Source organism: Variovorax sp. R-27 (assembly GCF_049913215.1).
Taxonomy (GTDB): Bacteria; Pseudomonadota; Gammaproteobacteria; order Burkholderiales; family Burkholderiaceae_C; genus Variovorax.
Genome location: NZ_CP183984.1, coordinates 5393067 through 5411227 on the forward strand (window position 1 = coordinate 5393067; position 18161 = coordinate 5411227).

Annotated in this window: 17 protein-coding genes; 10 read left to right on the plus strand and 7 right to left on the minus strand. The window is 67.5% G+C overall.

Translation table 11 applies throughout. From position 1 onward, the window contains the following. Nucleotides 1-141: 141 nt before the first annotated feature. The 8 genes from cyoA to trhA are packed head-to-tail and all read left to right on the plus strand — an operon-like array spanning nt 142 to nt 7661. Nucleotides 142-1167 (plus strand): ubiquinol oxidase subunit II, encoded by a 1026-nt coding sequence (cyoA, locus tag ACN9MV_RS25220; protein WP_093077606.1) that lies wholly within the window; start codon nt 142-144, stop codon nt 1165-1167. Nucleotide 1168: 1 nt separating this feature from the next. Then, nucleotides 1169-3172 carry a cytochrome o ubiquinol oxidase subunit I gene (gene cyoB, locus ACN9MV_RS25225; RefSeq protein ID WP_093057980.1) on the plus strand — a complete coding sequence of 668 codons (2004 nt, stop codon included), beginning with the start codon at nt 1169-1171 and terminating at the stop codon, nt 3170-3172. Next, the gene (gene cyoC / locus ACN9MV_RS25230; protein WP_093057981.1) at nt 3165-3818 is read left to right on the plus strand and encodes a cytochrome o ubiquinol oxidase subunit III; all 654 of its coding nucleotides are present in this window, start codon (nt 3165-3167) and stop codon (nt 3816-3818) included. The genes cyoB and cyoC overlap by 8 nt, the downstream gene beginning before the upstream one ends. Then, nucleotides 3815-4213 (plus strand): cytochrome o ubiquinol oxidase subunit IV, encoded by a 399-nt coding sequence (gene cyoD, locus ACN9MV_RS25235; RefSeq protein WP_093057982.1) that lies wholly within the window; start codon nt 3815-3817, stop codon nt 4211-4213. The genes cyoC and cyoD overlap by 4 nt, the downstream gene beginning before the upstream one ends. Next, the gene (locus ACN9MV_RS25240; RefSeq protein WP_426390012.1) at nt 4213-5019 is read left to right on the plus strand and encodes an SURF1 family protein; all 807 of its coding nucleotides are present in this window, start codon (nt 4213-4215) and stop codon (nt 5017-5019) included. The genes cyoD and ACN9MV_RS25240 overlap by 1 nt, the downstream gene beginning before the upstream one ends. Further along, nucleotides 4976-6409, plus strand: coding sequence for an ATP-binding protein (locus ACN9MV_RS25245; protein ID WP_426390013.1), 1434 nt, complete (start codon nt 4976-4978; stop codon nt 6407-6409). Before ACN9MV_RS25240 ends, ACN9MV_RS25245 begins: the two co-directional genes overlap by 44 nt. Next, nucleotides 6390-6935: a response regulator transcription factor gene (locus tag ACN9MV_RS25250; RefSeq protein WP_093057984.1), complete on the plus strand. Its 546-nt coding sequence runs from the start codon at nt 6390-6392 to the stop codon at nt 6933-6935. Before ACN9MV_RS25245 ends, ACN9MV_RS25250 begins: the two co-directional genes overlap by 20 nt. A 36-nt stretch (nt 6936-6971) precedes the next feature. Beyond that, the gene (trhA, locus tag ACN9MV_RS25255; RefSeq protein ID WP_177142429.1) at nt 6972-7661 is read left to right on the plus strand and encodes a PAQR family membrane homeostasis protein TrhA; all 690 of its coding nucleotides are present in this window, start codon (nt 6972-6974) and stop codon (nt 7659-7661) included. Between the two features lie 6 nt (nt 7662-7667). On the opposite strand, the gene ACN9MV_RS25260 is transcribed toward trhA, so the two are convergent. The 4 genes from ACN9MV_RS25260 to ACN9MV_RS25275 all read right to left on the minus strand — a co-directional run bounded on the left by ACN9MV_RS25260 (nt 7668) and on the right by ACN9MV_RS25275 (nt 10192). Then, a complete protein-coding gene (locus ACN9MV_RS25260; RefSeq protein WP_007839244.1) occupies nt 7668-7892 on the minus strand; it encodes a SlyX family protein in 225 nt (74 codons plus the stop codon). Nucleotides 7893-7957: 65 nt separating this feature from the next. Continuing rightward, nucleotides 7958-8851: an SDR family oxidoreductase gene (locus ACN9MV_RS25265; protein WP_426390014.1), complete on the minus strand. Its 894-nt coding sequence runs from the start codon at nt 8849-8851 to the stop codon at nt 7958-7960. A gap of 64 nt (nt 8852-8915) precedes the next feature. Next, nucleotides 8916-9416 (minus strand): DUF1097 domain-containing protein, encoded by a 501-nt coding sequence (locus ACN9MV_RS25270; protein ID WP_426390015.1) that lies wholly within the window; start codon nt 9414-9416, stop codon nt 8916-8918. A 32-nt stretch (nt 9417-9448) separates the two neighbouring features. After that, nucleotides 9449-10192 (minus strand): SDR family oxidoreductase, encoded by a 744-nt coding sequence (locus ACN9MV_RS25275; protein WP_426390016.1) that lies wholly within the window; start codon nt 10190-10192, stop codon nt 9449-9451. Between the two features lie 123 nt (nt 10193-10315). On the opposite strand from ACN9MV_RS25275, the gene ACN9MV_RS25280 reads away from it, so the two are divergent. Next, complete coding sequence (locus tag ACN9MV_RS25280; protein ID WP_426390018.1) at nt 10316-11212, plus strand: LysR substrate-binding domain-containing protein; 897 nt, start codon at nt 10316-10318, stop codon at nt 11210-11212. Nucleotides 11213-11219: 7 nt separating this feature from the next. Here ACN9MV_RS25280 and ACN9MV_RS25285 read toward each other — a convergent pair whose 3' ends face one another. Beyond that, nucleotides 11220-12731, minus strand: a complete 1512-nt coding sequence (locus tag ACN9MV_RS25285) for an MFS transporter (protein ID WP_426390019.1) — start codon at nt 12729-12731, stop codon at nt 11220-11222. A 107-nt stretch (nt 12732-12838) separates the two neighbouring features. Between ACN9MV_RS25285 and ACN9MV_RS25290 the strand changes: the two genes are divergently transcribed. Continuing rightward, complete coding sequence (locus ACN9MV_RS25290) at nt 12839-13765, plus strand: LysR family transcriptional regulator (protein WP_007839236.1); 927 nt, start codon at nt 12839-12841, stop codon at nt 13763-13765. On the opposite strand, the gene ACN9MV_RS25295 is transcribed toward ACN9MV_RS25290, so the two are convergent. Together ACN9MV_RS25295 and ACN9MV_RS25300 are read right to left on the minus strand one after the other, a co-directional pair. Next, nucleotides 13766-15439, minus strand: a complete 1674-nt coding sequence (locus ACN9MV_RS25295; protein WP_426390020.1) for an AAA family ATPase — start codon at nt 15437-15439, stop codon at nt 13766-13768. A 93-nt stretch (nt 15440-15532) separates the two neighbouring features. Beyond that, nucleotides 15533-18049, minus strand: coding sequence for an ABC transporter permease (locus tag ACN9MV_RS25300; protein WP_426390021.1), 2517 nt, complete (start codon nt 18047-18049; stop codon nt 15533-15535). Nucleotides 18050-18161 lie beyond the last annotated feature (112 nt).

The window sequence follows — 18161 nt, forward strand, 5'->3', positions numbered from 1 at the left end:
CCATAAGACCATGGAGATCCCAGAGCGTCGCACCGAATCACATTTACCGCCATAGGACAAAACGTCCAATAGGCGAAACCCGTCTTCAGGCGTAGATTGTGGGGTCTTTTTGCGTCGCCCCTGCACCTCTTTTCCTTCGGCATGCACATCCTCAAGAACCTTCGCCGATCACTCCTGCTGCTTTCCGCCATGCTCCTGGCGGGCTGCAACACGGTGCTGATGAACCCATCCGGCGACATCGCCAATCAGCAGGGACGCCTCATCGTCGTCTCCACCGTGCTGATGCTGATCATCATCATCCCGGTGATCGCCCTGACCATCTTCTTTGCCTGGCGCTATCGCCAATCCAACAAAGAGGCCACCTACAGCCCCGACTGGGACCACTCGACCCAGCTCGAACTGGCGATCTGGGCGGCACCGCTGCTCATCATCATCGCGCTCGGCGCCATCACCTGGATCAGCACCCACACTCTCGACCCCTACCAGCCGCTGCGCCGCCTCGACGCCCAGCGCGCGATTCCGGCCGAAACCAAGCCGCTGGTGGTCGAAGTGGTGGCACTCGACTGGAAGTGGCTCTTCATCTACCCCGAGCAGGGCATCGCCACGGTGAACGAGCTGGCCGCCCCGGTGGACCGCCCGATCAGCTTCAAGATCACGGCCTCCTCGGTGATGAACTCGTTCTTCATCCCCGCGCTGGCCGGCCAGATCTACGCCATGCCGGGCATGGAAACCAAGCTGCACGCGGTGATCAACAAGCCGGGCGAGTTCGAAGGCTTCTCCGCCAACTACAGCGGTGCCGGCTTCTCGGGCATGCGCTTCAAGTTCCACGGCCTGAGCAACGGCGACTTCGACCAGTGGGTCCAGAAGGTCAAGGCCGGCAAGGACGGCGAACTCACGCGCGATCTCTACAAGAAGCTCGAAGTGCCGAGCGAGCGCGAGCCCGTGCGTCACTACGCCGCCGTGGACCCTGCCCTGTACGACGCCATCCTCAACCTGTGCGTGGACCGCAACAAGATGTGCATGAAGGAAATGATGGCCATCGACGCCGACGGCGGCATGGGCAAGCCCGGCGCCTTCAACGTTGCCACCAAGCAAGCCTGGCAGGTCGATTCACTCGACACGCCCAAGCGCAAGTACGTCACCGCGATGTGCACCACCGAAGAATAAGATGTTGCAGAACCTAGACCTGACGAAGCTCGTCTTCGGCCGCCTCTCATGGGAGGCGATTCCCTTCCACGAACCGATCCTGCTCGCGACCTTTGCGGGCGTGGTGCTGGGCGGCATCGCCGTCCTCGGCGCACTGACCTACTTCAAGCTGTGGGGCATGCTGTGGCGCGACTGGATCACCAGCATCGACCACAAGAAGATCGGCATCATGTACATCATCCTGGGCCTGGTGATGCTGCTGCGCGGCTTCGCCGACGCGCTGATGATGCGGGCCCAGCAGGCGATGGCCTTCGGCGACAACGCCGGCTTCCTTCCGCCGCACCACTACGACCAAGTCTTCACCGCCCACGGCGTGATCATGATCTTCTTCGTGGCGATGCCGCTGGTCACGGGCCTCATGAACTTCGTGGTGCCGCTGCAGATCGGCGCGCGCGACGTGGCCTTCCCGTTCCTGAACAACTTCAGCTTCTGGATGACCACCTTCGGCGCCGGCCTCGTGATGGCGTCGCTGTTCGTCGGTGAATTCGCCAAGACCGGCTGGCTGGCCTACCCGCCGCTGTCGGGCATTCTCTTCAGCCCCGACGTGGGGGTCGACTACTACATATGGTCATTGCAGATAGCGGGGGTGGGCACATTGCTATCCGGCGTGAACCTGCTGGCAACCATCGTGAAGATGCGCGCGCCCGGCATGACGATGATGAAGATGCCCGTGTTCACCTGGACCGCGCTGTGCACCAACGTTCTGATCGTTGCAGCCTTCCCGGTGCTGACCGCCGTGCTGGCCCTGCTGTCGCTCGACCGCTACGTCGGCACCAACTTCTTCACGAACGACCTCGGCGGCAACGCCATGATGTACGTGAACCTGATCTGGATCTGGGGCCACCCCGAGGTGTACATCCTGATCCTGCCGGCCTTCGGCATCTTCTCGGAAGTGGTCTCCACCTTCTCCGGCAAGCGCCTCTTCGGCTACGCCTCGATGGTGTACGCCACGGTCGTGATCACCATCCTGTCGTACCTCGTCTGGCTGCACCACTTCTTCACCATGGGCTCCGGTGCCAGCGTGAACTCGTTCTTCGGCATCACGACGATGATCATCTCGATCCCGACGGGCGCGAAGATCTTCAACTGGCTCTTCACCATGTACCGCGGCCGCATCCGTTTCGAGCTGCCCATGATGTGGACCATCGGCTTCATGATCACCTTCGTGATCGGCGGCATGACCGGCGTGCTGCTGGCCGTTCCCCCGGCTGACTTCGTGCTGCACAACAGCCTGTTCCTGATCGCCCACTTCCACAACGTGATCATCGGCGGCGTGCTGTTCGGCATGCTGGCGGGCATCACCTACTGGTTCCCGAAGGCCTTCGGCTACAAGCTCGACCCATTCTGGGGCAAGTGCTCGTTCTGGTTCTGGATCGTCGGCTTCTGGTTCGCCTTCATGCCGCTGTACATCCTGGGCCTGATGGGCGTCACCCGCCGCATGAACCACTTCCAGGACATGTCGCTGCAGATCTGGTTCCAGGTTGCCGCCTTCGGCGCCGTGCTGATCGCGCTGGGCATCGCCTCGTTCATCATCCAGCTGGTGGTGAGCTTCATTCGCCGCGAATCGCTGCGCGACACCACGGGCGACCCGTGGAACGGCCGCACGCTCGAATGGTCGACCTCGTCGCCTCCGCCGGCCTACAACTTCGCGTTCACGCCGCGCGTGCATGACAACGACGCCTGGTCCGACATGAAGGCCCGCGGCTACCAGCGTCCGCTGGAAGGCTTCAGCCCGATCCACATGCCCAAGAACACGGCCGCCGGCTTCATCATCGCGGCGCTGGCCGCGGTGGGCGGCTTCGCAATGATCTGGCAGATGTGGCTCGTGGCCGGCATCGGCTTCGTCGCCATGCTCGCCGCAGTGATCATCCACACGTTCAACTACAAGCGCGACTACCACATCCCCACGGAAGAAGTCGTCAGCACCGAAGACGCGCGCACGCGCCTGCTAGCTGCCCATGTCTAACACCACCGCTCTTTCCGCCGGCAGCGCCGGCCAAGCGTCGAACGCGCCCGCGTTCGAGGTCTTCAACGTCCGCAACGAAGACCACCACCCCGAGAACGGCACGCTGCTGGGCTTCTGGCTCTACCTGATGAGCGACTGCCTCATCTTCGCGTGCCTGTTCGCGGTGTACGGCGTGCTGGGCCGCAGCTACGCGGCCGGCCCCTCGGGCGCCGACCTGTTCGACCTGCCGCTGGTGGCAATCAACACCTCGCTGCTGCTGCTGTCGTCCATCACGTACGGCTTCGCCGTGCTCGAGATGCAGAAGCGCCGCATGGGCGCCGTGCTGGTCTGGCTGGCCATCACCGGCCTGCTGGGCGCGGGCTTCATCGGCCTGGAGCTGTACGAGTTCGCGCACCTGATCCACGAAGGCGCGGGCCCGCAGCGCAGCGCCTTCCTGTCGTCGTTCTTCGCACTGGTGGGCACCCACGGCCTGCACGTGACCTTCGGCATCGTCTGGCTCATCGTGCTGATGATCCAGCTGCCCAAGCACGGCTTCACCGCCGCCAACCGCCGCCGCCTGATGTGCCTGTCGATGTTCTGGCACTTTCTGGACGTGGTCTGGATCGGCGTCTTCACCTTCGTGTATCTGATGGGATCGCTGCAATGAGCGCGCACACCGAAACCGCCGGCCACGGCGCACATGGCCATGACAGCCACGACGATGGCCCTGTGAGCCACAGCACCTTCAAGGGCTACATGACCGGCTTCGTGCTGGCCGTGATCCTCACCGCCATTCCGTTCTGGCTCGTGATGGCCAAGGTCTTCGACAAGCCCAACACCACCGCCCTCGTCATCCTGGCCTTCGCCGTGGTGCAGATCGTGGTGCACATGGTGTACTTCCTGCACATGGACGCCAAGTCCGAAGGCGGCTGGAACATGCTGGCGCTGATCTTCACGCTCGTGCTCGTGGTCATCACGCTGGCCGGTTCGCTGTGGGTCATGTACCACATGAACACCAACATGATGCCGGCCTCGATGCACGACATGAAGAACATGCCCTGATGGCGGCAGCGGTCCGCCAGCGTTCCACCGCCGCGCGGGTGGCGCTGGCGGTCGGCGCAGCCCTCGCCTTTGCCGGCTTCTTCGCGCTCGGCACCTGGCAGGTCGAGCGCAGGGCCTGGAAGCTCGATCTCATCGCCCGCGTCGAACAGCGCGTGCATGCCCCGGCTGCCGCGGCGCCCGGGCGAACCGAATGGCCCACGGTCAACGCGGCCAACGCGGCCAACGATGAATATCGGCATGTCCGCCTTGCCGGCACTTTTCTCCACGACAAAGAGACGCTGGTGCAAGCCAGCACCAAGCTCGGCGCCGGCTTCTGGGTGCTGACCCCGCTGCGCAGCGCGGACGGCACCGTGGTGCTCGTCAATCGCGGGTTCGTGCCGCCTGAAGCACGCGAACGCCCGGCCCGCACCGCGCCAGAGCCGCAGGGCGAGACCACCGTGGCCGGCCTGCTGCGCCTCACCGAGCCCAAGGGCGGCTTCCTGCGCAAGAACGACGCGGCCGCCGATCGCTGGTTCTCGCGCGACGTGCAGGCCATTGCCGCGGCGCGCGGCCTGAACAATGTCGCGCCCTACTTCGTCGATGCCGAGGCCGCGCCCGCGCAGGCCACAGCCAGCATCGACACCCCCGCATGGCCCGCCGCCGGCCTGACGGTCATCGCCTTTCCCAACAGCCACTTGGTTTACGCCCTGACGTGGTACGGCCTGGCCCTGATGGTGCTGGTCGCGGCCTGGTTCGTGCGGCGCAGCGACGAAAATGCGGCCCATGCCGAAGCCCGCCCCGCCCAAGATGCTCGCCGCGACGACTGACACCGCCGCGGTCGCGGGCGAACTGCACGCCCCCCGCGCCGGCGTCGCGAGCCTCGACAACGCCACGGGCCACCAGAACATGCAGCAGCTGATCCAGCTGCGCTGGTTCGCCGTGGTCGGGCAGGTCGTCACCATCCTGGTGGTGCACTACGGCTTCGCGATCCGGTTGCCGCTGGACCACATGCTGCAGGTGCTGACCTGCCTCGCGCTCTTCAACATGGTGAGCATGCTGCGTTCGCGCAGCCACCGGCGCGTGACCAACGGCGAACTGTTCCTCGCGCTGCTGGTCGACGTGGCCACGCTCACGGCGCAGCTCTACCTGAGCGGCGGCGCGACCAACCCCTTCGTGTTTTTGTTCCTGCTGCAGGTGACGCTCGGCGCGGTGCTGCTGAAGCCCTGGTCGACCTGGACCATCGTGGTCATCACCAGCATCTGCTTCGCCGGGCTGGCGCTGTTCTCGCGTCCGCTCGCGCTGCCGCTGGACCACAACCGCGGCCTGTGGAGCCCCTACATCCAGGGCATGCTGGTGTGCTTCGCGCTGAACGCGGCGCTGCTCGTGATCTTCATCACCCGCATCGGCCGCAACCTGCGCGCGCGCGACGCCCGGCTGGCCGACCTGCGCCAGCGCGCCTCGGAAGAAGAACACATCGTGCGCATGGGCCTGCTGGCTTCGGGCGCGGCGCACGAGCTGGGCACGCCGCTGGCCACGCTGGCGGTGATCCTGGGCGACTGGCGCCGGCTGCCGCATTTCAGCTCCGACCCCGAGCTGCTGACCGAGGTGGCCGAGATGGAGCTGCAGATCCAGCGCTGCAAGAGCATCGTGAGCGGCATCCTGCTGTCGGCCGGCGAGGCGCGCGGCGAATCGTCGGAAGAGACCACGGTCAGCACCTTCCTCGACGACCTGATCGAAGAGTGGCGCACCACCCGCCCCGTGGAAGACTTCGAGTACGACAACCGCTTTGGCCGGGACCTGCCCATGGTCTCCGACTCGGCCCTCAAGCAGATGATCTGCAACGTGCTCGACAATGCGCTGGAGGCGTCGCCGCACTGGCTGCGCCTTGAGGCGGCGCACGACGCCGACGCGCTGACGATCACGGTCACGGACGCAGGCCCCGGCTTCCTGCCGGCCATCCTGAAGGAGTTCGGCAAACCCTATCAGTCGAGCAAGGGCCGCCCCGGCGGTGGGCTGGGGCTGTTCCTGGTCGTGAACGTGGCGCGCACTGTCGGCGGCCGCGTCGCGGCGGCCAACCGGCCCGAGGGCGGCGCCATCGTGAAGATCACGCTGCCGCTCGCGGCCATCGTGCTGGAAGAAGAGGCGGAAGAGGACGACGAAAAGGTCCTCGACGGCGAGACCATCGAAGTGGAAGGCAATGACCGAAACCGAAGCTGAGCGCCAGTTGCTGATCGTCGAGGACGACGACGCCTTCGCGCGCGCGCTCGGCCGCTCCTTCGAGCGCCGCGGCTATGCCGTGACGCAGGCAGGCAACCTCGCGGAAGTCGACGCCCTGCTGGCCACCGCGTCGCCCGGCTACGCGGTGGTCGACCTGAAGCTCAACGGCGAGGCCTCGGGCCTGGCCGCCGTGCAGATGCTGCACCGGCACAACCCCAAGATGCTGATCGTGGTGCTGACGGGCTTCGCCAGCATCGCCACCGCGGTGGAAGCCATCAAGCTCGGCGCCTGCCACTACCTGGCCAAGCCGTCGAACACCGACGACATCGAGGCCGCCTTCGGCCGCGCCGCCGGCACCACGGAGGTCGAGCTGACCAACCGCTCGACCTCGATCAAGACGCTCGAATGGGAGCGCATCCACGAGACGCTGGCCGAAACCGGCTTCAACATCTCGGAGACCGCGCGCAGGCTCGGCATGCACCGGCGTACGCTGGCGCGCAAGCTGGGCAAGCAGCAGGTCAAGTAGGCAACCACTACATCTCTCCATCTGCATGAGGTTCCGATGACGACAGCTCCCTCCCAGACGCAACCCTCGCAGCGCACCTCCGTGCTGGCAGCCCGCGACCAGACGGCGATGGAAGAACTCTTCAATGCCCTGAGCCACGGCCTGGGCCTGGCGCTGGCCATCGCCGCGCTGCCGATCCTGGTCTACAACGCGGTGCAGAAGGGGCAGGCCGCGGGCGTGGTCGGCGCCTGTCTTTTCGCGGGCACGGCCATCGTGCTGTACCTGATCTCCACGCTGTACCACGCACTGCCCATGGGCCGGGCCAAGGCCTGGTTCAACCGGCTGGACCACGCGGCCATCTACCTTTTCATCGCGGGCAGCTACATGCCCTTTCTCTTCGGCGTGCTGCGCGGGCCGCTGGGGTGGACGCTGTTCGGCGCCATCTGCGCGGCGGCCGTGCTGGGCGTGAGCGCCAAGCTGTTCAACCGGCTGCAGCATCCGCTTTGGTCGACCGGACTCTATGTGGCGATGGGGTGGATGGCGCTGATGGCTGCGGTGCCGCTGTACGAGCGCATGTCACCGGCGGGGCTGGGTTGGCTCGTGGCCGGTGGGCTCTTCTATACGGCGGGCGCCGTGGTGTTCCTGTTCGACAACAAGGTGCGCTTCGCGCATTCGGTGTGGCACCTGTTCGTGCTGGCGGGCAGCACCTGCCATTTCTTCGCCGTGCTCTGGCACTCGCACGGCTGAACGTCTTCAATAGTGCGGCGGTAGCTCGTCGCGCGGGTTGCGCGCAGCGCCGTCCTGACCCGCGCTTTGCGCCTGCTCCTTGAGTTGCGTCACCTGCAGGATCAGCCGGTCGATCTGCTGCTGCTGGCGGTAGATCGTCATGTTCAGCTGGTCGAGCAGGTCTTCGGCGTAGCTCGACTTGATCTCGAGCTCGGTCACGCGTTCCGCGAGGTCGTGGGGTGGGTTTTCCATGCCGCTATTGGACAGGAAGACCGCCCCACCTTTTATGACGCCTCCCTTAGCCTCCTCTTAGCCTCTTAGCGCCGTACCTTCGCTTCGAGCAGATCGCCCATGCCGATGCGCTTCGCGAACTCGATGCGCACACGCTCCGACACCTCGAACACCTCCGTCGCACCGTCGCCCACGAAGTCGATCAGCGAGCGCATCGGCCGCGTGCCGGCGGGCAGGCCCACGATGCGCACGATCTCGTCGGCCACGGCCTGCGGGTCGGCGTTGTCGGGCGTCAGCGCCGAGAGGCGTTCGCCGATCTGGTCCATCACGCCGTCGTAGCGGCTGTAGGCGGCGGCGGTCGCCGCATCGGCCGGCTTGCCCGCGCTCGGGAAGTGGTCGGTGCCCCTGGTGAAGGCGCCCGGCACGACGATGGAAGTCTCGATGCCGAAGCGCGCGATCTCGTAGGCCAGCGTGACGGCCAGCGAATCCATCGCCGCCTTGGCCGCGCCATAAGGGCCCATGAACGGCGGAAAGCCGCCCTTGGTGGTGGTGCTGCTGATCCACAGCATCAGCCCCGACTCCTGCCTGCGCAGGTACGGCAGCACCGCGCGGTTCACGCGCTGCGCGCCGAGCACGTTGGTGTCGAACACCTTCACGATCTCTTCGGGCGTGAAAGCCTCGGTCGGACCGACCACGAGGTGGCCGGCGTTCTGCATCACCACGTCGAGGTGGCCCTGCTCGCGCACGATGGTCGCGGCGGCGGCATCGGCCGAGTCCTGCGAGAGCACGTCGAGTTCGAGCGGGTGGAGCTGAAGTCCTTTGGCCGCTGCCAGTGCGCGCAGCTCGGTGGCGCGGCCGTTGTTGCGCCCGGCGACGTCGCGCATCGAGGCGTAGACGACGTGGCCCGCTTCGGCGAGGGACTGGGCGGTGAGCTTGCCGATGCCGGTGCCGGCGCCAGTGACAAGGATGACGGATTGCATGATGGAACTCCTGGAATGAATGTGAGGGGAAGGAAGGGACGGGAAAGATCGAGGCGTGCTGCCTTCAATGCACGCGACGCTGCAGCGCATGGGCCGCCCACGCGGCTACCGATCCGAGCGCTATCGCGCCGCCCAGAGTGCCGAACAGCGAGAGCGAAGGCGGCTGGTGAATCGCGAAGAAGGCGATCAGGCCGAGGAAGTAGCACAGCAGGTTGTTGAGACGCGGCACGCTGCGCATCGACACTACGACGAGCGCAACGACCAGCACCACAAGCGGCAGCGCCATGGCACCCACGACGGGGGCCAGTGTGCCGATGGCCACGGCCGCCGCCTTGCCGATCAGCACGCCGAGGCTCACGCAGACGAGGTTGAACACGCCATCGCGCGCCGTGACACCACGGGTGTAGAAGGCCACCCAGCCGACGAACATCGCCCATACGGGCAGTTCGAGAACAAGGGCCACCGCCGAGGCGGCGGCGGCAACCACTGCGGCGGCCAGCGTGAAGGCCGAGTAGGCCAGGCTGAAGAAGCGCGGGGTGGCAGCGGAAGAGGTCTGTTGGCTCACGATGATTTCTCCTCGGGCGGTTCGACGGGAGTTCAGGCCACGCCGCCGTTGGCGCGCAGGACCTGCCCGTTGACCCAGCCCGCGTCCGGGCCGGCGAGGAAGGCCACCACCGAAGCGATGTCCTCGGGCTGGCCGAGGCGCTGCAGCGGCGGCATCCTGGCGAAGGTCTGGATCTGTTCTTCGGTCTTGCCGTCGAGGAACAGCGAGGTGGCGATCGGGCCCGGCGCCACGGCGTTCACCGTGATGTTTCGGCCGCGCAGCTCCTTGGCGAAGACGTGCGTGAAGGCCTCGACCGCCGCCTTGGTGGCGTTGTAGATCGCATAGCCGGGCATGTTCAGCGCGAGCGTGGTGCTCGAGAAGTTGACGACGCGCCCGCCCTCGTTGAGGCGCGTGGCGGCTTCGCGCAGCGTGTTGAAGGTGCCGCGTACGTTGATGTCGAAGGTCTGGTCGTAGAGCGCGTCGGTGTGTTCGGCCAGCGGCACGGTCTTGAGCACGCCGGCGTTGTTGACCAGCACGTCGACCTTGCCGAGTTGCGCCTCGACGGCGTCGAACATGGCGCGCACTTCGCCGGCGCTGGCCACGTCGGCCTTGACCGCGAAAGCCTTGCCGCCGGCGGCCTGCAGTTCGGCGACGAGGGCGTCGGCCTGCGCCGGGCTCGACGCGTAGTTGACGGCGACCGCGAAGCCGTCCTTGGCGAGCCGCCGCGCAATGGCGGCACCGATGCCGCGCGATGCGCCGGTGACGAGGGCGACTTTGGAGTTGGAGGACTTGTTCATGGCTGTTTCCTTTGCAGTGGTTGGTTGGTGAGACGAATGATCGATCGTTCCCATCCAAAGATAATCAGCCTTGAATCGCCATTACCATTCCATTTACTTCAACAATAGATTCGGAGCCCGGCCATGGACCGCTTCCAGGAAATGCTGGCCTTCGTGCGCATCGCCGAGCGCCAGAGCTTCACGCAGGCGTCCGAAGACCTGCAGATTCCGCGCGCCACCGTCACCAACCTCATCAAGCGCGTGGAGCAGCGCCTGGGCACCCGGCTGCTGGAGCGCACCACCCGCACCGTGCGCCTCACGCAGGACGGCGAGGCCTACTACCGCCGCTGCGTTCGGCTGCTGGCCGACGTCGAAGAGGCCGAAGGCCTGTTCCGCGACGAGGCGCCCAAGGGGCTGCTGCGCGTGAACCTGCAGGGCACGCTGGCGCGGCATTTCGTGGTGCCCGCGCTGCCGACGTTCCTGGCGCGATATCCCGACCTGGAACTGCACATCGGCGAGGACGACCGGCTGGTCGACCTGGTGCGCGAAGGCGTCGACTGCGTCCTGCGCGCGGGCACGCTGCAAGATTCATCGATGGTCGGGCGGCGCGTGGCGCTGCTGCCGCAGGTCACGGTCGCGAGCCCGGCCTACCTGGCGCAGCACGGCGAGCCCGAGAGCGTGGAAGCGCTGTCGGTGCACCGCGCCATCCACTACATCTCCAGCGCCACGGGCAAGGCGGTGCCGCTCGAATTCACGGTCGATGGGCGGGTGACGAGCGTGCAGCTCGGCGGCATCGTCTCGGTGACGGGCGCCGACCTGTACACCGGCTCGGCCGTCGCGGGCCTGGGGCTGGTGCAGGTGCCGCGCTATCGCGTGGCCAGCGAACTTGCAGACGGGCGACTGAAGGTGCTGCTGCCCGGCTTCGCGCCACCGCCGATGCCGGTTTCGGTGCTCTATGCGCAGAACCGGCAGCTGTCGTCGCGGGTGCGAGTGTTCACGCAATGGCTGCGCGACATCTTCGAAGCGGCAGCGCAAACCTGAGCAGGTCTCAACAGGCCGTCGACTCCAGCGCCACGGCACCAGCCTCGGCGTGAGTCTCGCCACGCAGGAACGCAAACACCACCAGCGCCGTCACCACCGTCACGCCTGCCAGCACGCAAAGCAGCGTGCCGAATGCGGCGCCGTAGGCATGCAGCAGCGCCGCGCGGTCCATGCCGGGCAGCAGGGCCAGCGCCTGCGACATGTTCCCGGTCGTGACGCGCTGCGCCGCCTGCGATGCGGCGGCGGCATGCCCCAGCTGCGCCGTCACAAGTGCCGTCAGTCCGGCCCCTACCAGCGCCAGCGCAATCCCCTCCCCCGCGACCCGCACGGTGTTGAAGATGCCCGATGCCATGCCCGCCCGTTCGCGCGGCACCACACTCACGGCCAGCCCGTCCATCAGGCCCCACGGCAGGCCGATGCCGGCGCCGATCAACAACAGCGGCCACACGATGTCGTGCAGCGGCGTGCCCGGCGCGCAGCGGCTGAGCCAGAACAGCCCCGCCGCGCACACCAGCAGCCCCACGGCCGAGATCACGCCCGCCGAGAACCGGTGCGCAAGCGATGCCGCCAGCGTCGGCACGGCGAGGATCGGCCCCGAGAGCGCGAACATGAAAGTCCCCGCCTCGATCGCGCTGCGCCCTTCGAGCCCGATGAAGCGGATCGGCAGCAGCACCAGCAGTACGACGAAGCCATAGGCCGGCGCGGCAGCCAGCAGTTGCACGCCCACGAAGCGCGGAAAACGGAACAGCGACAGATCGAGCATGGGATGCGCCACGCGCCGCTCGATGGCGATGAAGGCCGTGCCCATCAGCGCCGCGCCCGCCAGCGCGCAAAGCACCCACGGGCTGCCCCAGCCGCTGTCGGGCGCCTGCAGTACGCCGAGCGTCAGCAGGCTCAGCGCAGCGGTGAAAGTCGCCGTGCCCGGCATGTCGAGCCCCATGGCATCAGGATTGCGCGACTCGCGCATGCTCGGCGCGGCGATGCACAGCGCCACGAGGCTGACCGCGCCAGGGCTCAGCATCACCGCCTGCCAGCCGAAGCTCTCGGCGAGCCAGCCCGAGAGGATGGAGCCGCACGACAGCCCCACGCCGAACGAAGTGCCGATCAGGCTGAAGGCCCGCGTGCGCGCCGCGCCGTCGAACACCTGCGCCAGCGCGGCCGTGCCCGCCGCGAAGGCCGCGGCCGAGCCCAGCCCCTGCAGGGCCCGCGCCAGATCGAAGGCGACGATGCCGGGAGCCAGCGTCAGTAGCGAGCTGCTCAGCGCCACCACCGCGAGCCCCAGCAGGAACACGCGCTTGCGCCCATAGGCATCGGCCAGCGCCCCGGCCGCCATCAGCGTGGCGCCGAAGCTCAGCATGAAGGCGTTGGTCACCCAGTTGAGTTGCACCGGGCTGCCGCCCAGCGCATCGCGGATCGCGGGCAGCACCACCGCCGGGCCGGTGAAGCTCAGCGGCATGCCCAGCGCTGCCAGGCAGACGGCGGCCAGCAGCCAGTTCTTGTTGGGAGAAGACGTGGACATCGAAGGCTTTCACGCAGGAGAAAGGAAGCCACAGAAGATAGAAAGGAATCAATGGAATGAAAATGGCGTCATTGATCCTCACACTCCCAACCCAGGGTTGCTAATCCATGGACAGCTTCAGCGGACTCGAATCCTTCGTGCGCGCGGCCGACCAGCTGAGCTTTGCCAAGGCCGGCCGGCAGCTGGGCATCTCGGCTTCGGCTGTGGGCAAGAACGTCGCACGGCTCGAGCAGCAGCTCGGCGTGCGCCTCTTCAACCGCACCACGCGCCACACGCGGCTGACGCAGGAAGGCGCGCTCTTCCACGAGCGCTGCCGCCGCATCCTCGACGAGCTGGACGATGCGCGCGCCATGATGCAAGACGCCGTCGCCGCCCCGCGCGGCCGGCTGCGCGTGAGCCTGCCGACCATCGGCTACCGCTTCCTGCTGCCGATCCTGCCGGACTTCAAGGCGCGCTACCCCGAGATCGAGCTCGACCTCGACTTCAACGACCGGCTGGTCGATGTGATCGCCGAGGGCGTCGACGTGGCAATTCGCAGCGGCGACCTGGTCGATTCGCAACTGGTGGCGCGGCGGCTCGGCCCGTTCCAGTTCGTGCTGGTGGCGTCACCGGCTTATCTCGAACGCCACGGCGTGCCGCAGGTGCCGGCCGACCTGATACAGCACGCCTGCCTGCGCTACAAGTTCGTGACCGGCGGCAAGGTCGAGGAATGGGACCTGCCCGGGCTGCCCGCGCAACTGCCGCCCGGCCTGCTGTGCAACAACATGGAAGCCATGCTGGGCGCGGCCGTGGCCGGACTCGGCGTGGCCTACATGCCCGACTTCCTGGCGCGCGATTCGCTGTACCGCGGCGAGCTTCAGCGCGTGCTGGCCACGCACCTCGTGCGGCAGGGGCAGTTCTCGGCGCTGTGGCCGTCGAGCCGGCAGTTGTCGCCGAAGGTGCGGGCGTTTGTGGACTTTGCGGGGGAGCGGATGTTCAAGGAGGGCGACGAAGTCCCGCCCACCCCGGTCACGAGGCAGGCCGCGCGCGGATGATCAGCCCGGTTCCACCTGCTCGGCGACTGTCTCGGCAGGCGCGGCCATCGGCGCGGGAGCCGCAGCCACGGTGACGGGTGGCACCGCGACCGGGGCGACAACCGGTGCGGCGACAGGCTCAACGACCGCGGCAACGGGCGCCACTTCGGCAGGCGCGGCCACGGCGGCAGGCATCACCTCCGCGGGCTTGGCCGCCCTGACAGGCTTCACGCCCTCTGCAGTCACCGTTCTTGCAGCCGCCGGCTTCGTCGGCTCCGCCTTCACAGCCACCGGCTCGCTCCCAAGCCGGCTCATTGCCAGTGCAGCCTTCAGCGGGAACAGCGTGCGCTCGTCGCCCTCCGCGGCATTGCTCACAGTGGTGCCGCTGGTCTCGCCGAGGCTGGCCGTGCGCACCGAGTCGAGCCGGTGCGCAGGCACCATGAACGGCGAGTGCGTGGTGTAGATGATCTGGTTGCCGAAGTCTTTCTCGAAGTGCGCCAGCAGGTCGGCCTGCGAGTGCGGGTGCAGGTGCAGCCCGGGTTCGTCCAGCAGCAGCACCGCGTCTTCCGCACTCCCGCCCTTCGTGTCAGCAAAGAACGCGATGTAGAACGAGAAGAACCACTGGAAGCCGCGGCTGCGTTCGTCGAGGTTCACTTCGACCTCGTAGGCACCGTTCGGGTCGGACACCAGCGTGTCGAGGTACTGGCCGTCGAGGTTGAAGCGCACTTTCAGCGGACGATCTTTCCAGAGGCGGCGGATCTCTGCCGTCACCACCGAGCCGGCACGGTTGACGAGCTGGTTGCGCGTGGCCTGGTCGTTCTTTTCGAGCAGGTCGTGCAGCTTCTGCGGATCGAGCCCCGCGACCTTGCACAGCTTGCCGAAGCTCTGCTGCTCAGGCGTGAGCTGGCCCCAGCCCCGGCGCCCCAGGTACTCGGCAATGTTCTGGCGGCCGGGCAGTGCCGGGTATTCGTCGACATAGACGAAGCGCGGCAGCTTTTCGATCACCCAGGCCTGCGCGCAGGCGAGCGCGGGCGTGTCGTTGGAGATGGACAGGGCCATGTCTTCCAGCTCGGCCAGCATCTGCTCCTGCTTGTCGCTGAGTTCGGCGCCCGCCACGGCCAGCGCCTTGCGCAGGGCCTGCGCCGCCTTGACCGCGCCGGCCGACCACTTGATGTAGTCGGGGCTCATGATCATCGCGGCGTCGAAGGTGTCGGCCTCCTGCTCGAGCGTGGCCTTCGCTTCCTCGGCGACCTTTTCTGCGGCGGCCTTCACGGCCGGCACGATCTTGCGGACCTTGCCCTTGATGTCGCTCACGTCGAGCGACAGCGCCGTGAGCCCTTCGAGCCCGGCCTGGCGCGCCGTGCCATAGCCGCGGGCCGCGGTAACGTGGCGCACGCCTGCCGCGCGCGGCAGGATCGCGGCCAGCTCTGCCTGCTCGCTCTCGTCCAGGCTCCAGCGCGTGAAGACGACGGGGGTGTCACCGGTGCACTCTTCCAGGCGCCGGTGGCGGGGAAAGTCCTTGATGGGGCTGAGTTCGGCCAGGCCCTCTGCGGGGTTCAGGCTGTGGAGTGCGCGCAGCAGGTTCGATTTGCCGCTGTCATTTCGACCGAGGATCGCCGTGATCTGTGTGGAGTCGATGAGGCCGCTGTCGTTGATCGAGCGAAAGTTGGTGATCTGGAATGACGCCAAGCGCATGTAGAAAGATTCTTCCGAGTGAATTGAATACGGGGTCGGGGAATGTATTGCATTCCACGACCCCGTTCGGCTCGACCCCGAAGAAAAAGATGGCTACTCGGCAGCGCGCCGCAACGTGTCGACCACCGGGCGGCGCAGCACGTCGCGCAGGCCCCACCATCCCGCGCCCAGCGCCAGCACCGCGCCGGCCAGCGCGCCGGCCACCGGCACGATGGGCGAGGCAGTCCAGGTGAACTCGAACACAAAGCGCGCCAGGGCCCAGCCGATCACCGAAGCCACGATGCTCGCGAGAAAACCAGCGAGCAGCCCGACACCCACCAGCTCGGCGCGCTGCACCTGCCGCAGCAGGCTGGCGCGCGCGCCCACCGCGCGCATCACCGCGAACTCGCGTGCCCGCTCCTCGCGCGTGGCCGTCACCGCCGCGAACAGCACCACCAGCCCGGCCGCGAGCGTGAAGCCGAACAGGAACTCGACCGCGCGGATCACCTGGTCGAGCACGCGCTGCACCTGGTTGATGGTGGCGCTCATGTCGACGTTGGTCACGTTCGGGTAGCTGCGCACCAGTGCGTTGTCGAAGCCCCGGGTCTCGGGCGCGCGGAAGGCGCCCATGTAGGTGGTGGGCACGTCGGCCAGCGAGGCCACCGTGTACATCACGAAGAAATTGGCGTGCATCGAGCCCCAGTCGACCTTGCGCAGCGAGGTGATGCGTGCCTCGTTCTGCATGCCGCCGATGTCGAAGCGCAGCGAGTCGCCGAGTTTCAGGCCCAGCGTCTCGGCCAGGCCCTCTTCCACGCTCACTTCGCCCGTCGCATCGGGCGTCCACTTGCCCGAGGTGATGGTGTTGTGCGCGGGCGCATCCACGCTGTTGCTCAGGTTGAACTCGCGGTCCACCAGGCGCTTGGCGCGGTCTTCGGCGTAGTCGTCGGGCGTCACGGGCTTGTCGTTGATGGCGATCAGCCGGCCGCGGATCATCGGGTACCAGTCGAACTTGCCCACGCCCGCGTCGCGCAGCGACTTCTGGAAGGCATCGCTCTGGTCGGGCATGACGTTGATGACGAAGCGGTTCGGCGCATCGGGCGGCGTGGCCTGGCGCCAGCTCGCGACGAGGTCGGTGCGCAGCAGCACCAGCAGCACCAGCGCCAGCAGGCCGACCGACAGCGCGCTGACCTGCACCACCGCGTACGCCGGCCGCGCCGAAATCTGCCGCGTGGCGAGCACCAGCCAGCGCGGCGCCGTCGTTTCGTTGACGCTGCGTCGCAGCACCTTCACCGCCAGCCAGCTCAGCAGCGCGAACACCGCCACCGCACCCGCGAAGCCGCCGACCGCGATCAGCCCCAGCTTGATGTCGCTGCTCGCCGCCATCAGCAGCGCCGCAAAGCCCGCCACGCCAACGCCCAGCACCGCGAGCGATGCCGGCTTGAGCCCGCCCACGTCGCGCCGGATCACGCGCAGCGGCGGCACTCGGGCCAGCTGCAGCACAGGCGGCAGGCCGAAGGCGAACAGCAGCGTGAGCCCCATGCCGAGCCCGAAGGCCACGGGCCACAAGGTGGCCGCGGGCAGCGCGGTTTCGACCAGCCCCGCCAGCAGCAGCACGAACACGTAGTGCACCGCGAAGCCGATCGCCACGCCCAGCCCGCTGGCCACGATGCCGATCACCGCGAACTCGAAGGAATAGGCCACGGCGATGGTGCGCTGGCTCTGGCCCAGCACCCGCAGCATCGCGCAGTCGTCGAGGTGGCTGGCCGCGAAGCCGCGCGCGGCCAGCGCCACCGCCACGGCCGACAGCAGCGCCGCGAGCAGCGCGACCAGGCTCAGGAATTTCTCGGCGCGGTCCAACGTCTGGCGCATCTCGGGGCGGCCGCCCTCGAAGGAATCGAGCCGCACACCGCGCAGCTCGCCCTTCTTGATGGTGGCGTCGGCCCAGTCGCTGAAGCGTTTCACCGCCGCGTCGCTGCCCGCCACCGCGTAGCGATAGCCGACGCGGCTGGCGGGCTGCACGAGCCCGGTGCGCGGCACGTCCGCCTGGTTGAGCATCACGCGCGGAGAGAAGCTCATGAAGCCGGCGCCACGGTCGGGCTCCAGCGTGATGACGCGGCCGACGCGCAGGCCGGTGTCGCCCAGCAGCATCGTGTCGCCGACCTTGAGCGCGAGCGAGTCGAGCAGCGAGGCATCGACCCACACCTCGCCCGGCGGCGGGATGTCGCGCGTGATGGCGCCCGGCCCGTCGATGGTGGTGGAGGTCTGCAGGTTGCCGCGCAGTGGGTAACCAGCGGCCACGGCCTTCAGCGCCACCAGCTTGCTGGCGCCGCCTTGCGCGTCCCCGGCTCGCGCCATGGTCGGAAAGCCGTAGGTGCCGCTGCCTTCCAGTCCCAGCGATTTCGCCTGCGCCACGAAGGCCTCGGGCGTCGGGTTGTCGCTGACGATCACCGCGTCGCCGCCCAGCAGCTGGCGCGCGTCGCGCTTGAGCCCGCCCTGCAGGCGGTCGGCGAAGAAGCCGACAGCCGTGAGCGCGGCCACGGCCAGCACCACGGCAACGATCAACAGGCGCAGTTCGCCGGCGCGCAGGTCGCGCCAGAGCGTGCGCCAACCCAGGCGGAGGGAGGCATTCATGGCGCGAACGATAGCCGACGGTCGGGGGCGCGGCTGGATTCAAGGGTTATTGCGCCCTTTCGGCCCTTGATCCCGACAGGATGCTGTCGCATGATGCGACAAACGTATCCCG